This is a genomic window from Pseudomonas sp. B21-028, assembly GCF_024749045.1.
Taxonomy (GTDB): Bacteria; Pseudomonadota; Gammaproteobacteria; order Pseudomonadales; family Pseudomonadaceae; genus Aquipseudomonas.
Map to the genome: position 1 here is coordinate 6,342,820 of NZ_CP087184.1, position 14,752 is coordinate 6,357,571.

Consider the following 14,752-nt stretch of genomic DNA (forward strand, 5'->3'; position numbering starts at 1 on the left):
CGAATTATCCTCGGATCGCCCAGAACGCCAGGTTCAGCCCTGGGAACTGGCCGGCGATGTGGAACGCAAAACCGCCGGAGTTGCTCAGTTGCTGCCAGTGGTCGCTGCCCCGGTCGAGTTCGTAGTAGGTGGAACCGGCGTGGTACGGAAGCTGACGGGGCGCCACCGGCAACGGCAGCAGACCGATGCCCGGCAGTTGCAGGTTGACCAGGTCGCGGATGTGCTCCACCGAACCGACCTTGCTCTGCTGGCCGAAACGGCTGCGCAGGGTTTCGGCGGGGACGTCGGCGCGCACCACCAGGATGAAACTGGCGCTGTCGAGCAGGGTCTTGTCGGCCAGCATTGCCACGTGGATACCGTAGGCTTTCTCGACAATCGGAATCGGTGTGGCCTTGCTGTCGATCAGCATCGACAAGGCCTCGCGCAGCGCCTGCATCACCGGCGTGAAGCTCAGCACCAGGTCGTCATGCTGGTAGGGCGGGTATTCCTGCGGTCGTCGCCCGGACGCGGTGAAGGTGGAGAACTCTCCGGCCAATGCCACCAGTTCGCTGTAGAAGCGCTCGGGGTGCAGCGGGCTCAGCTGGCTCAGGTGCTGGACCAGCGGCTGGGCACGGTTGACCAGTTGCAGCAGCATGAAGTCGGCGATCTCCGAAGCGCCACCGGCACCGGATGCCACCACCCGTCCGGCGAGGGCTTCGCCGCGTTGATGGAGCAGGCCCAGCAGCTCACTGCGAAACGCCGCCAGCGGCTTGGAGGCGACCACATCCAGCAGCGGCGGGATGTAGGTGTCGTCGAGCACAAGGGCGCGGTCGGCGCGCTTCTCCTTGATGCGCACCACGCCGACGGCGGCGTAGTCGCCAATGCCGTCCTGGCTGGTCAACAGGCGCAATGCCCGGGAGCCGAGGGCCACCGGGGCGCGGTTTTCAAACGGTGCGTTGTCGTCGCGCACTTCACTGACCTGGCTGACATAGCGCGCTGCGCCCAGGGGCTCGCCTTCATCCACGGTGTCACGAGCGCCAGCACGCTTGAGCGGCAGGGCCAGGTAGACCAGGCCGTCGCGCAGGTTGTCGTCGATGTTCAGCGGGGTCGGCGCCACGTCATCCTGGGGAATATTGAAGGGCGTGCCGTCCGGCAACAGGCCCCGCGCCGAGATGATCGCCAGCTTGCCCTGGACCAGCAGGCCCTGGTCGATGAGCAATTCGGAAAAGCCCCAGGCGCCGGCCGACAAAGGCCGGCTGCGTGCGTCGATGAGGTTTTCCAGGTAACGGTCGTGCTGTTGGAAGTGCTGCGTTCCGATGAACATGCCTTCCGACCAGACCACGCGATTGTTCCAGGACATGGGGGCTCCGATTGCTTATTGGGCAGGGCTGGATGGGGGAACGACGACGTCGCTGCGCACGGCGCGCACATCGAGGCTGATCTGGTATTCGGTGTACTCACGCGGCGGCACATTCAACACCGTGCGCCACAACGACTGATCCAGTTCGCGGTAGCCCACCAGGATGCCGATGTGGCGGGTCGACGGGTCGAGGTCGCGCTGCAGGCTCAGCTGCTGGCCGGGCTGGATCAGCACTTCGTCCTGATCGATCAGATCGGCGCCCAGGGTCGCCTGGGCCCGTTCGGCCAGGGCGAAATAATCGGAGCGGCCGAAGGTCGCCGCATTTTTCAATTCGAAGATCCGCACCCGCACCGGGGCCGGCTGGCCGGTGGCACCGGGGTTGAGACCGTTGATGGCGTGGAAGTGCAGCTCGACGGCGGCGGTATCAGCCTCTTCGGACTGGGGTTGGCCGCATCCTTGGCACACGCCGTCAACAGAAGCGCGGCGGCAACTGCGAGTAAAAACCTGGAAATCATCCTGCGTCCTCAATGACGTTTGAGCTATCCGTTGTTTGTCCTGTGAAGGGTTATGGACAGCGACGCTCAACGGCGTCGCTGTCGGGTACTGTGTTCTTCGTAGGCACGACTGAATTCACGACCGAACAGGTCCTGGAAATCCTCCTGGGCTTCCCGGGAAATATTGCTGTAGAGCTCGGTAAACTGCTGCCAATACTGGGCCTGCCGCGAACCGCTGAAAATCCCCGACAGCCCGCCAGGCTTGCCCATGCGTTCTTCCAGTTGCGCCGGTTCGAAGCGCGCCAGCAAATGTTTGATCGCCGCTTCCACACCGGCCATGACCGCCAGTTGATGGGCCCGTAGGTCATCGAAGCTGTCACGCACGGCCGCGTCCGGCGCCATGAACGCCTGGTTGCCGTGGCGCAACAGCAGCAACAGGGCTTCATCGACGTTAGGGGCGAATTTCAGCGGGTTGTTTTCCACTGGCTGGATCATCGTCTGCTGGATACGGAACTCGCCCTTGAGGCTGCTACGGGCACGCAAAACGTCGATCAGACCTTCGACCATCAACCGATAGCTGCGCCCGATGCTTTCCATCTGCGCCTCGGCCTGGGCCTTGTCCAGGCGCAACTGATCCAGACCTGCACCGCGCAGGAAGGCTTGCAGCAGGTCGGGCTGGGCGGCGTCTACCGGAACAGCAGGCGTAACGGGCATAACCGGCGCGACTGGAGCGACCGGCGGCTCGACACGGGCCACTGGCGGTTCGGGCAGCGGCGCAGGTTCGGTCGGTATGCGAACATCCGCCAGGTTGAACTCGGCGACACTCGTCTCAGGCGCAAAGATGTCCGGCACCGGGATCGCTGGCTCGGGTATCTGAGGCACGGCTACCGCGACCGGCTCGACCGTCGGCACTTGTGCGACCGGCGGCGGGGCGACGGCCACCGGGGCAACGGGCACGGGCGCCGGCTTGTCGCTGAACGGGTCCCAATCCTCCGGGATCACCGAGGCAGAACCCATCGTCACCGGCTCGACCACAGGCGGTGGGCTGGGACGGGGAATCGGCGTTGGCGGGCGGAAATCGTGCTGCTGGGCCGGCACATGATCCGGCTGGGTGGCCGGCGGCACGCTGGGCGGCGCGAGGAAATCAAACAGGTCCGGCATCGTGTCCATGGCTGACACGCCCTGGAACTGCGCCGGCGGAACCATGGGGATCGGCGCGGGGGTATTCACGGGCGCGGCCGCCTGGCGGCCCATCAACGCTTCGAAGCTGCTGGGCGACTCGGCAAAGGGATTGCTGTCGGTGACCGGCAGGTTGAAGTCGACACGCGCCTGGATTTCATAATCACCGATGCGGATGATCTCGCCGTCCTGCAAGGGTTCACTGTTGCCTTTGCGCAGGCGAACACCGGCCTTGACCAGTTCCACGCCATTGGTGCTGTTATCGGTTAAATAATACCGGCCGTCTTTGTATTGAATAACGCAATGTTTACCGGATACCAACCGTTCAGGATCCGGCAATACCCAGTCATTATCGGAACTACGGCCAATTGCCATCACTCCCTGGTCCATGGACTTTTCAGAACACTGACCGGGGGTAATCTTGTGATAACTAGTGATAGTCAAACACAGCGGCATCTCGCCTCCTTGCCAAATACTTTCACACGCCTGCGCGCGGGTGAGTCGAGGGGAAAATTCGCCCTGCTGGCTCACCGGAAAACCTTGCAAACAACCGCAAAACGGCTTTTTGCCAGCATGAAGGCTGATATTAACCGGCCTGCATGACAAAAAACCGCTCTCAGTACCTTCCTCGACCTGTCAGTCGCACGGGTTGTTAAGCGCCTCACAACTGTAACAGAGTGGAAATAGCTTACCTTGACAAGCGATAAGTACTACACCAAAAATGCACAACTTCTTGAATATCAATGATGGCACTTTAAGATCATATAGCATCTAACGGGCCATTACCGTCAAGGGACACGGGAAGTTCCATCCGGAACTTGCGTGTGAACTGCCCCGACTTCATTGTTCAGCGGGCGATAGGGAGATCGATCCAAGTGGATGTGCCTTTGTTGCTCGCCGCCGTTTCCGCGAACTCGCCTTGTGGCGAAGACCTGGAATATGACGCGGATTTCCTGCGCCTGGAGCGTGATTCCCGAGGCCAACCCGAGCGCAGCATGGGCGACTCGATATTGCCCGCCGAACCTCCCGAGTGGCGCAGCATCCAGCAACAGAGCCTGGACTTGCTGCAACGCAGCAAAGACCTGCGCATCACCCATTTCCTGTTGCAGAGCTCCCTGGCCCTCGAAGGTCTCCCGGGCCTGGCCCGCGTATTGACGCTGATCAGCGAATTGCTCAAGCAATACTGGGCCGACCTGCACCCGCGCCTGGATGCCGATGACGACAACGATCCCACCGTGCGCATCAACGCCCTCGCCGGGCTGACGTCCGATATCACCATCCGCCTGCTGCGTGAGAGCATCCTGGCCCGCTCGCGTGCGTTCGGCCCCGTCAGCCTGCGCGCCGCCGCCAACGCCAGCGGCCTGCAAAGTTTCGCCGACGAAAGTCTTGGTGCCGAACAGCTTGCCGGCGCGTTGCTCGACTGCGACCCCGAACAGCTGGAACTCACCCGTGCGGCGCTGCTAGAAGCCCGCGCCGCCGCCGAAGCCATCGAACAGCAGGTCAGCGATCAGGTCGGTTCCGCCCAGGGTGTGGACCTCGGCCCGCTGAAGCAGCCACTGAAGATGGCCTTGCAGATTCTTGGTCAGTTCGCGCCGCAGAGCGGCGACAGCGCCCCTTCGGACACGGTCGCCGACGACAGCGCTGCGCCAGCCGAATACACCAGCGCGCCGAGCACGCCGCGCAACACCGGCATGAGCACGATCAGCGGTGAAATCAACAACCGCGACGACGTGCTGCGCAGCCTGGACCGGATTCTCGCTTACTACACTCGTCACGAGCCCTCCAGCCCCCTGCCGGTGCTGTTGAATCGGGCGAAGAATCTGGTGCACGCCGATTTCGCGGCCATCGTGCGCAACCTGATTCCCGACGGCATGAGTCAATTTGAAAACCTGCGCGGCCCGGACAGCGAATAACAGCGAGCGGATCACGCAGTCACGTCACCGGCCCCACCGGATGACGCCAACACCGTCGCTCAAGCGACCAGGAGCAGCAACGTGGCGAAGCAAAGTTCTCAGAAATTCATCGCGCGCAACCGCGCGCCTCGAGTGCAGATCGAGTACGACGTCGAGCTCTACGGCGCCGAGAAAAAGGTCCAGTTGCCCTTCGTCATGGGCGTAATGGCCGACCTCGCCGGCAAGCCCGCCGAGCCTCTGGCACCCGTGGCCGACCGCAAGTTCCTTGAAATCGATGTCGACAATTTCGACTCGCGCCTCAAGGCCATGCAACCACGCGTAGCGTTCCATGTGCCCAACGAACTGACCGGCGAAGGCAACCTGAGCCTGGACCTGACCTTCGAAAGCATGGACGACTTCAGCCCGGCGGCCGTGGCCCGCAAGGTCGACTCGCTGAACAAGTTGCTCGAAGCACGCACCCAATTGGCCAACCTGCTGACCTACATGGACGGCAAGACCGGCGCTGAAGAAATCATCATGAAGGCGATCAAGGACCCAGCGCTGTTGCAGGCCCTGGCGAGCGCGCCGAAGCCAGCACAGGATCAATGATCATGACCGACAATACCGTCCGCGAAGGCGCACAGAACCTGGGCGCGACTGAAGAAACCAGCGAATTCGCGTCCCTGTTGCTGCAAGAATTCAAGCCCAAGACCGAGCGTGCCCGCGAAGCGGTCGAGACCGCCGTGCGTACCCTGGCCGAGCAGGCCCTGGCGCAGACCGACCTGGTGTCCAACGACGCCATCAAGTCGATCGAATCGATCATCGCCGCCATCGACGCCAAGCTCACCGCGCAGGTCAACCAGGTCATCCACCACCCGGACTTCCAGCAGCTGGAAAGCGCCTGGCGTGGCCTGCACTACCTGGTCAACAACACCGAGACCGATGAGCAACTGAAGATCCGCGTGCTCAACATCTCCAAGCCGGACCTGCACAAGACCCTGAAGAAATTCAAGGGCACGGCGTGGGACCAGAGCCCGCTCTTCAAGAAGATGTACGAAGAAGAATACGGCCAGTTCGGCGGCGAGCCTTACGGCTGCCTGGTGGGCGACTACTACTTCGACCAGTCGCCACCGGACGTGGAGCTGTTGGGCGAACTGTCGAAAGTCTGCGCGGCGATGCACGCACCGTTCATTTCCGCCGCCTCGCCGACCGTGATGGGCATGGGCTCCTGGCAGGAGCTGTCGAACCCGCGCGACCTGACCAAGATCTTCACCACGCCAGAATACGCCGGCTGGCGCTCGCTGCGTGAATCGGAAGACTCGCGCTACATCGGCCTGACCATGCCGCGCTTCCTGGCGCGCCTGCCGTACGGCGCCAAGACCGACCCGGTGGAAGCCTTCGCCTTCGAAGAAAACACCGACGGCGCCGACAGCTCGAAATACACCTGGGCCAACGCCGCTTACGCAATGGCGGTGAACATCAACCGTTCGTTCAAACACTTCGGCTGGTGCTCGCGCATCCGTGGCGTGGAGTCCGGCGGTGAAGTGGAAAACCTGCCGGCCCACACGTTCCCCACCGATGACGGTGGCGTGGACATGAAGTGCCCGACCGAGATCGCCATTTCGGACCGCCGTGAAGCGGAACTGGCGAAGAACGGTTTCATGCCGCTGCTGCACAAGAAAAACACCGACTTCGCCGCGTTCATCGGCGCCCAGTCGCTGCAGAAACCGGCCGAGTACGATGACCCGGACGCCACCGCCAACGCCAACCTGGCCGCGCGCCTGCCGTACCTGTTCGCCACTTGCCGTTTCGCCCACTACCTGAAGTGCATCGTGCGCGACAAGATCGGTTCCTTCAAAGAGAAGGACGAGATGCAGCGCTGGTTGCAGGACTGGATCCTCAACTACGTCGACGGCGACCCGGCGCACTCCACCGAAACCACCAAGGCCCAGCACCCACTGGCTGCGGCCGAAGTGATCGTCGAAGAAGTCGAAGGCAACCCGGGGTACTACAACTCCAAGTTCTACCTGCGCCCGCACTATCAGCTCGAAGGGCTGACCGTGTCGCTGCGCCTGGTGTCGAAACTGCCTTCGGCCAAGGGCGCGTAACAACCAGCTGAACGGTACGCGGTAGAAATGTGGGAGCGAGCCTGCTCGCGATGGCGGTGGATCAGTCACCCGTTGTATCGCCTGACACGCCGTCATCGCGAGCAGGCTCGCTCCCACAGGGATCTTCGTTGAGTTGAAGATCCCTGTTGAACACAGAATTCGCAGGTCGGCGTCAAACCAAACAATGTGGTTAGAAACCACACAGGGAGAAAACATGGCTGTTGATATTTTCATCAAGATCGGCGACATCAAGGGCGAGTCCATGGACAAGGCCCACAAGGACGAGATCGACGTCCTGAACTGGAGCTGGGGCATGTCCCAGTCCGGCAACATGCACACCGGCAGTGGCGGTGGCGCCGGCAAGGTGAACATCCAGGACCTGTCGCTGACCAAATACGTCGACAAGGCTTCGCCGAACCTGATGATGCACTGCGCCAGCGGCAAGCACATCGACAAGGTCAAGCTGACCGTGCGCAAGGCCGGCGGTGAGAGCCAGGTCGAGTACATGATCATCAACCTGGAAGAAGTGCTGATCACCTCTCTGAGCACCGGCGGCTCGGGCAGCGATGATCGCCTGACCGAAAACGTCACCCTGAACTTCGCCAAGGTGCTGGTGGACTACCAGCCGCAGAAAGCCGACGGCAGCAAGGAAGGCGGTCCGGTCAAGTTCGGCTGGAACGTGCGTCAGAACGTCAAGGTGTAATCGAACACGCCCCCGGTGCCACGCGCCGGGGGTGTTTGGTGCTTGCTCTCATCCAATCCTTTGCGCGCGGTATCTGAGTCATGGCCAAGCCTTCGTTTATCAATTTGTGGAAAGCCTATTCCGATCTGCTTGTGACCTACCCCGACGCGAAACCCTGCGATGGGCCGTGGGCAAACCAGTGCGCCATTCGCATGAGCATCACGCTGAATGCAGAACTGACCATCAAGGTCAACAAATCCACCTACACCGAACCCAAGTGTGCCCATGAACACGCCCGAGGCGCCGAATCGCTGGCGAACTGGTTGTGGAAGCATCATCTGGGGCGCCCGATGATTCTCGGCGGCAGCGCAGAAGAGCGCCGCAAGCTGATGGACAAACGGGGGCTCATTTTCTTCAAGGATTGTTTTCAACAACTGGGCGAGTCATCAGATAGCCGCACTGGCGATCATATTGATCTTTGGAACCGTGGCCTTACCGCTAGCCGGTATGACGACCCCTCCTATCGATCAAGGGCGATCTGGTTCTGGGAGCTCTTATGATCAAGGCTCACTGCGCAATATTGGTTGGAGGCTTGTTATCGAGCTTGACTGCCTGCGCTCAGCAGTTGGCAATGCCATCAGCAACGGGGGGACAACAAGTCGTCATGATGGGCGGACAACAGGTGACGCTGGAGAACAACCAACAGCGCTGTGTGTTACGTAAACCGGACCAGACCCTACCACTCGACTTGTCATGGCCTTGCCAGTTCACTGTTGACCGACATGGAAAACCGCACGTCGAGACCTTCGGCGAAGTGCCCATTGTTATCGTTATGCATATGGTGGCAGACGCTGAGAACCACGAATGTCGTTCGGCGTACCGCGCCATCCGCCTGATTAATGGGCAACTTGAGCCTTCAATCATCGCTAATACCGCCAGTTGCATGAGCGGCGCAGGTGACCAGAAGAATTACACAGGCCTGTTCACTTGGTAACCGAAATTGCCACCCGCGATCGCCTGCAACCTTCCCTGCTGGACCGGTTGACCGATGACGATCCGACCAACCCCAAGGAAAGCGCCGACAAGCGCGTCCTGTCGCTCACCCAGTTGAAAGCCTCGGTGCTGCGTGACCTGGCGTGGCTGCTCAACACCACTTCGTTGCTCGACGCCGATGCCACGCTGCACACCCCGGCGGGCACCTCAGTGGTGAATTTCGGGCTGCCGGCGCTGGCCGGCAACAGCGCCTCGAACGTCGATCTTTCGGCGCTGGAAGCCCTGATCCACCAAGCCATCGCCACTTTCGAGCCGCGTATCCTGCGCCATACCTTGCGCGTGCGGGCCCGGGCGACGGCCGAGATGAACCACAACGCCTTGAGCTTCGAGATCGAAGGCGACCTCTGGGCGCAGCCGGTGCCGCTGCGCCTGATGCTGCAAACCGACCTGGACCTGGAAACCGGCCATGTGCGCGTGGTCAACGCCGATCAGCGGAGACGCTCATGAACCCGCGCCTGCTGGAGCTGTACAATCAGGAACTGCATCACGTGCGCGAAAGCGCGGCGGAGTTCGCCAAGGAATACCCCAAGATCGCCAGTCGGCTGACGTTGTCCGGCATGGACTGCGCCGACCCGTATGTCGAGCGGCTGCTGGAAGGTTTCGCCTACCTGACGGCGCGGGTCCAACTCAAGCTCGACGCCGAGTACCCGACCTTCACCCACAACCTGCTGGAAATCGCCTACCCCCATTATCTGGCGCCGACGCCGTCGATGACCGTGGTACAGATGCAGGCCGACCCGGACGAAGGGTCGTTGAGCAGCGGCTTCGAGCTGCCCCGGGACAGCGTCCTGCGCGCCGCCCTGGGGCGTGAAACCCAGACCTGCTGCGAATACCGCACCGCCCACTCGGTGACGCTGTGGCCGTTGCAGGTCAGCCAGGCCGAGTACTTCGGCAACCCGTCCACGGTGCTCGGACGCCTGGCCGCCAGTGAGCCGAAAGCCAAGGCCGGCTTGCGCCTGACCCTGCGCACCGGCGCCGAATTGCCGTTCAACAGCCTGGCCCTGGACAATCTGCCGCTGTACCTCAGTGGCGCCGATGAACAACCGTTCCGCCTGTACGAACAACTGCTGGGCAGCGCCTGCGCGGTGTTCGCCCGCCAACCCGGCGGCAATTGGGTCGAACGGCTGCCCCAGGATGCACTGCGCTCGCGCGGCTTCGATGACGTCGACGCGGCGCTGCCGGTGGTGCCGCGAGCGTTCCAGGGCTATCGCCTGCTGCAGGAATACTTCGCCCTGCCCCAGCGCTTCCTGTTCGTCGACTTCACCCAACTGAGCCGGGCAGTCAAACGTTGCGATGGCCAGGAGCTGGAGTTGATCGTGCTGTTCGACCGCCACGACCCGAGCCTGGAAGGCAGCGTCGGTGCCGCGCAGTTCCTGCCGTTCTGCACCCCGGCCGTCAATCTGTTCCCCAAGCGCCTGGACCGCATCCACCTGTCGGACCGGGTCAACGAGCATCACGTGATCGCCGACCGCACCCGGCCGATGGATTTCGAAGTGCATTCGCTGACCGGCCTCACCGGCCACGGCACCGGGCCGGAGCAGCCGTTCCTGCCGTTCTATGCCGTGCGCGACCCGTCCCGCTATGGCCGCGACCAGGCCTATTACACGGTGCGCCGTGAACCGCGGGTGTTGTCCAGCGATCAGCGACGCAACGGCCCGCGTTCGACCTACATCGGCAGCGAAACCTTTGTCAGCCTGGTGGACAGTCACCAGGCGCCCTACCGCCATGACCTGCGCCAACTGGGCGTGACCGCGCTGTGCACCAACCGCGACCTGCCGTTGTTCATGAGCGTGGGCAACGGCAAGACCGACTTCACCCTGGCCGACAGTGCGCCGGTCGGCGCCGTGCGCTGCGTCGCCGGGCCGAGTCGGCCGCGGGCCAGCCATGCCCACGACGCCAAGGCCTGGCGGCTGATCAGCCAGTTGTCGCTGAATTACCTGTCCCTCAGTGAACAAGGCCAGGGCGCCGCCGCCCTGCGCGAACTGTTGCGCCTGTACGGCGACAGCAACGACGCGGCGCTGCAATTGCAGATCGAAGGCCTGCGGGACGTCAGCAGCAAGGCCTGCACGCGACGCTTGCCGATGCCCGGCCCGATTGTGTTCGGCCGGGGCCTGGAGATCACTCTGGAATTCGATGAAAACGCGTTTCGCGGCACCGGGGTGTTTCTGCTCGGTGCGGTGTTCGAACGTTTCCTGGCACGCTACGTGTCGATCAACAGTTTTACCGAGACGGTGATCCGTACCACCGAACGCGGCGAGATCATGCGATGGAAAGCCAAGCCCGGACGTCGTCCGACCCTGTGAGTACCCTGGACGCGATGCACCAGGAACCCTGGGAATACGACTTCTTCCAGGCGTTGCGGCGCATCGAGTGCGAAACCCCCGAGCTGCCGCGCCTGGGCCATTCCCTGCGCCTGGCCGATGACCCGCTGCGCCTCGGGCAACAGGCCGACTGCACCTTTGCCCCGGCCACCCTCGCCTCGGTGCAGCCGGGTGTCGACGGTGCGCCGGCGCGGCTGGAACAGTTCTTCTTCGGCCTCGGCGGCCCCAACGGTCCGATGCCATTGCACATGACCGAATACGTGCGCGAGCGTCAGCGCAACAACGCCGACAGCACCAGCAAGCGCTTTCTCGATGTGTTCCACCATCGCCTGCTCAGCCTGTTCTATCGGGCCTGGGCCGAAGCACGGCCAACGGTCAGTCACGACCGCCCGGACGACGACTACTGGTCGGCACGGCTGGCGGCACTCAGCGGCCGGGGCATGCCGAGTCTGCTCAAGCAGGGGCTGATCCCCGACACGGCGAAGCTGCATTACAGCGGTCACCTGGCGGCGCAAACCCGCTACCCGGACGGCTTGAAGGCTATCCTCAGCGAGTACTTCGGCCTGCCGGTGGAGATCGAGGAATACGTCGGCCAATGGCTGGAGTTGCCGGAGCGCAGCCGCGTCGGCGTCAGCGCCCATCAACTGGGCGTGGACTTCTGCCTGGGCCGCTACGTGTGGGATCGCCAACACAAATTCCGCATTCGCCTCGGGCCGCTCAAGCTCGTCGACTACATGGGCATGCTGCCCGGTGGTGAGCCGTTCAATGAGCTGGTGGCCTGGGTCGCCGAGTACCTGGGCCATGAACTGGACTGGGACCTGAACCTGGTCCTGGAACAGCCCGAGGTGCCGGCGCTGCAACTCAACGGCCGCTTCCGCCTGGGGTTCAATACCTGGCTGGGGCAGCCCGAAACCGATGCCAACGATCTAATACTGGCCCGGCATTACGCCGAACAGGCCAACACCTCACAGACCTCAAGGAGCCATGAGCATGGGTGAAATCAGTCGCGCCGCGTTGTTCGGCAAACTCAACAGCGTGGCCTACAAAGCCATCGAAGCCGCCACCGTGTTCTGCAAATTGCGCGGTAACCCCTATGTGGAACTGGCCCACTGGTTTCACCAGTTGCTGCAACTGCAGGACTCGGACCTGCACCGCATCATCCGCCAGTTCAATGTCGAGCCGGCGCGCCTGGCCCGGGACCTGACCGACGCGTTGGACCGCCTGCCACGGGGCTCGACCTCGATCACCGACCTGTCCTCCCACGTCGAGGAGGCCGTGGAGCGCGGCTGGGTCTACGGCAGCCTGATGTTCGGCGAAAGCCAGGTGCGCACCGGTTACCTGGTGCTGGGCATCCTCAAGACCCCGAGCCTGCGCCATGCCCTGCTGGGCCTGTCGTCGGAGTTCGACAAGGTCAAGGCCGAAGCCCTGAGCGAGCGCTTTGACGAGTACGTCGGCGACTCCCCGGAAAACGCCCTGACCGCCAGCGATGGCTTCAACGCCGGCAGTGTGCCGGGCGAAGCCAGCGGTGCCATGGCCCCCAGCGCCATGGGCAAGCAGGAAGCCCTCAAGCGCTTTACCGTCGACCTCACCGAGCAGGCCCGCAGCGGCAAACTCGACCCGATCGTCGGCCGTGACGAAGAGATCCGCCAACTGGTGGACATCCTCATGCGCCGCCGGCAGAACAACCCGATCCTCACCGGTGAAGCCGGCGTGGGCAAGACCGCCGTGGTCGAAGGCTTTGCCCTGCGCATCGTTGCCGGTGACGTGCCGCCGTCCCTCAAGGACGTGGAGCTGCGCAGCCTCGACGTCGGTCTGTTGCAGGCCGGCGCGAGCATGAAGGGCGAGTTCGAACAGCGTCTGCGCCAGGTCATCGAAGACGTCCAGGCCTCGCCGAAGCCGATCATCCTGTTCATCGACGAAGCCCACACCCTGGTGGGTGCCGGTGGCGCCGCCGGTACCGGTGACGCAGCCAACCTGCTCAAGCCGGCCCTGGCCCGCGGCACCCTGCGCACCGTGGCCGCCACGACCTGGGCCGAGTACAAGAAACACATCGAGAAAGACCCGGCCCTGACCCGTCGTTTCCAGGTGGTGCAAGTGGCCGAGCCGTCGGAAGACAAGGCCCTGCTGATGATGCGTGGGGTGGCTTCGACCATGGAGCAGCACCACCAGGTGCAGATCCTCGACGAAGCCCTGGAAGCCTCGGTCAAGCTGTCCCACCGCTACATTCCCGCGCGCCAGTTGCCGGACAAGTCCGTGAGCCTGCTGGACACCGCCTGCGCCCGCGTCGCCATCAGCCTGCACGCGGTGCCGGCCGAAGTCGATGACAGCCGTCGGCGCATCGAAGCGCTGGAAACCGAGCTGCAGATCATCGCCCGCGAGCACGCGATTGGCGTGGTCATCGGCACACGCCAGACCCAGACCGAAAGCCTGCTGAGCGCCGAGCGCGAACGCCTTGCCGAGCTGGAAAGCCGCTGGGCCGAAGAAAAAACCCTGGTGGACGAACTGCTCGCCACCCGCGCCACCCTGCGCGAGCGCGTCGGCGTGGTGGACAGCGAGGACGCCAGCGAAGCTTCCGACAACGAAAGCCACGCCCTGCGGGAAAAACTGGTGGACCTGCAACAGCGCCTGACCGCCCTGCAAGGCGAAACCCCGCTGATCCTGCCGACCGTGGATTACCAGGCCGTGGCCTCGGTGGTCGCCGACTGGACCGGTATCCCGGTGGGCCGCATGGCCCGCAACGAACTGGAAACCGTGCTCAACCTCGACCAGCACCTGAAGAAACGCATCATCGGCCAGGACCATGCCCTGCAGATGATCGCCAAGCGCATCCAAACCTCCCGCGCCGGCCTCGACAACCCGAGCAAGCCCATCGGCGTGTTCATGCTCGCCGGTACCTCCGGCGTGGGCAAGACCGAAACCGCCCTGGCCCTGGCCGAAGCCATGTACGGCGGCGAACAGAACGTCATCACCATCAACATGAGCGAGTTCCAGGAAGCCCACACCGTATCCACCCTCAAGGGCGCGCCACCGGGCTACATCGGCTACGGCGAAGGCGGCGTGCTGACCGAAGCCGTGCGGCGCAAACCGTACAGCGTGGTGTTGCTGGATGAGGTGGAGAAAGCCCACCCGGACGTGCACGAAATCTTCTTCCAGGTGTTCGACAAAGGCGTGATGGAGGATGGCGAAGGCCGGGTGATTGATTTCAAGAACACCCTGATCCTGCTGACCACCAACGCCGGCACCGAGCTGATTGCCGAGGTCTGCAAGAACCCGCAGGACGTGCCCGAACCCGAGGAAATCGCCAAGGCCCTGCGCCAGCCGCTGCTGGAGATTTTCCCGCCGGCCCTGCTCGGCCGCCTGGTGACGATCCCGTACTACCCGCTCAGCGACGAGATGCTCAAGGCCATCACCCGCCTGCAACTCAACCGCATCAAGAAGCGCGTGGAGAGCACCCACAAGGTCGCGTTCGACTACGACGACGCGGTGATCGACCTGATCGTCTCGCGCTGCACCGAAACCGAAAGCGGCGGCCGCATGATCGACACCATCCTGACCAACAGCCTGCTACCGGACATGAGCCGCGAGTTCCTGACCCGCATGCTCGAAGGCAAGGCCATGGCCGGCGTGCGGATCAGCGCGGTGGATAACGAATTGCAATACGATTTCAGCGACGCGGTCTGACCT

Annotated in this window: 12 protein-coding genes and 1 pseudogene; 10 read left to right on the top strand and 3 right to left on the bottom strand. The window is 63.1% G+C overall.

Annotated elements, in window-relative coordinates; translation table 11 throughout:
- Positions 1 to 4: 4 nt before the first annotated feature.
- From tssK to tagH, 3 genes and pseudogenes are all read right to left on the bottom strand, one after another.
- Complete coding sequence (gene tssK / locus LOY35_RS27740) at positions 5 to 1,339, bottom strand: type VI secretion system baseplate subunit TssK (RefSeq protein WP_258629317.1); 1,335 nt, start codon at positions 1,337 to 1,339, stop codon at positions 5 to 7.
- 15 nt (positions 1,340 to 1,354) lie between these two features.
- Positions 1,355 to 1,854: pseudogene (gene tssJ / locus LOY35_RS27745) on the bottom strand (type VI secretion system lipoprotein TssJ).
- A 66-nt stretch (positions 1,855 to 1,920) separates the two neighbouring features.
- Positions 1,921 to 3,468 carry a type VI secretion system-associated FHA domain protein TagH gene (gene tagH, locus LOY35_RS27750; RefSeq protein ID WP_258629318.1) on the bottom strand — a complete coding sequence of 516 codons (1,548 nt, stop codon included), beginning with the start codon at positions 3,466 to 3,468 and terminating at the stop codon, positions 1,921 to 1,923.
- Between the two features lie 419 nt (positions 3,469 to 3,887).
- On the opposite strand from tagH, the gene tssA reads away from it, so the two are divergent.
- The 10 genes from tssA (at position 3,888) to tssH (ending at position 14,749) form a co-directional block, all read left to right on the top strand.
- Positions 3,888 to 4,925, top strand: a complete 1,038-nt coding sequence (gene tssA, locus LOY35_RS27755) for a type VI secretion system protein TssA (protein ID WP_258629320.1) — start codon at positions 3,888 to 3,890, stop codon at positions 4,923 to 4,925.
- Between the two features lie 81 nt (positions 4,926 to 5,006).
- Positions 5,007 to 5,513 carry a type VI secretion system contractile sheath small subunit gene (gene tssB, locus LOY35_RS27760; protein ID WP_003177230.1) on the top strand — a complete coding sequence of 169 codons (507 nt, stop codon included), beginning with the start codon at positions 5,007 to 5,009 and terminating at the stop codon, positions 5,511 to 5,513.
- A 2-nt stretch (positions 5,514 to 5,515) separates the two neighbouring features.
- Positions 5,516 to 7,012 (top strand): type VI secretion system contractile sheath large subunit, encoded by a 1,497-nt coding sequence (gene tssC, locus LOY35_RS27765; protein WP_258629322.1) that lies wholly within the window; start codon positions 5,516 to 5,518, stop codon positions 7,010 to 7,012.
- Between the two features lie 214 nt (positions 7,013 to 7,226).
- Complete coding sequence (locus tag LOY35_RS27770) at positions 7,227 to 7,715, top strand: type VI secretion system tube protein Hcp (RefSeq protein ID WP_258629324.1); 489 nt, start codon at positions 7,227 to 7,229, stop codon at positions 7,713 to 7,715.
- 80 nt (positions 7,716 to 7,795) lie between these two features.
- Positions 7,796 to 8,254, top strand: a complete 459-nt coding sequence (locus LOY35_RS27775) for a type VI secretion system amidase effector protein Tae4 (protein ID WP_258629325.1) — start codon at positions 7,796 to 7,798, stop codon at positions 8,252 to 8,254.
- Entirely contained in the window at positions 8,251 to 8,688 is a 438-nt protein-coding gene (locus LOY35_RS27780; protein WP_258629326.1) for a hypothetical protein, read from the top strand. Before LOY35_RS27775 ends, LOY35_RS27780 begins: the two co-directional genes overlap by 4 nt.
- Positions 8,682 to 9,194 (top strand): type VI secretion system baseplate subunit TssE, encoded by a 513-nt coding sequence (gene tssE, locus LOY35_RS27785; RefSeq protein ID WP_024776797.1) that lies wholly within the window; start codon positions 8,682 to 8,684, stop codon positions 9,192 to 9,194. The genes LOY35_RS27780 and tssE overlap by 7 nt, the downstream gene beginning before the upstream one ends.
- Positions 9,191 to 11,050, top strand: coding sequence for a type VI secretion system baseplate subunit TssF (gene tssF / locus LOY35_RS27790; protein ID WP_258629327.1), 1,860 nt, complete (start codon positions 9,191 to 9,193; stop codon positions 11,048 to 11,050). The genes tssE and tssF overlap by 4 nt, the downstream gene beginning before the upstream one ends.
- A complete protein-coding gene (gene tssG / locus LOY35_RS27795) occupies positions 11,014 to 12,066 on the top strand; it encodes a type VI secretion system baseplate subunit TssG (protein WP_258629328.1) in 1,053 nt (350 codons plus the stop codon). The genes tssF and tssG overlap by 37 nt, the downstream gene beginning before the upstream one ends.
- Positions 12,059 to 14,749: a type VI secretion system ATPase TssH gene (gene tssH, locus LOY35_RS27800; RefSeq protein WP_258629330.1), complete on the top strand. Its 2,691-nt coding sequence runs from the start codon at positions 12,059 to 12,061 to the stop codon at positions 14,747 to 14,749. Before tssG ends, tssH begins: the two co-directional genes overlap by 8 nt.
- The last annotated feature ends 3 nt before the right edge of the window (positions 14,750 to 14,752 follow it).

Excerpts from the sequence above, each read along its gene's own strand:
- tssK (WP_258629317.1), bottom strand. The coding sequence starts at position 1,339 with ATGTCCTGGAACAATCGCGTGGTCTGGTCGGAAGGCATGTTCATCGGA.
- tagH (WP_258629318.1), bottom strand. The coding sequence starts at position 3,468 with ATGCCGCTGTGTTTGACTATCACTAGTTATCACAAGATTACCCCCGGT.
- tssC (WP_258629322.1), top strand. The coding sequence starts at position 5,516 with ATGACCGACAATACCGTCCGCGAAGGCGCACAGAACCTGGGCGCGACT.
- LOY35_RS27770 (WP_258629324.1), top strand. The coding sequence starts at position 7,227 with ATGGCTGTTGATATTTTCATCAAGATCGGCGACATCAAGGGCGAGTCC.
- LOY35_RS27775 (WP_258629325.1), top strand. The coding sequence starts at position 7,796 with ATGGCCAAGCCTTCGTTTATCAATTTGTGGAAAGCCTATTCCGATCTG.
- LOY35_RS27780 (WP_258629326.1), top strand. The coding sequence starts at position 8,251 with ATGATCAAGGCTCACTGCGCAATATTGGTTGGAGGCTTGTTATCGAGC.
- tssF (WP_258629327.1), top strand. The coding sequence starts at position 9,191 with ATGAACCCGCGCCTGCTGGAGCTGTACAATCAGGAACTGCATCACGTG.
- tssG (WP_258629328.1), top strand. The coding sequence starts at position 11,014 with ATGGAAAGCCAAGCCCGGACGTCGTCCGACCCTGTGAGTACCCTGGAC.
- tssH (WP_258629330.1), top strand. The coding sequence starts at position 12,059 with ATGGGTGAAATCAGTCGCGCCGCGTTGTTCGGCAAACTCAACAGCGTG.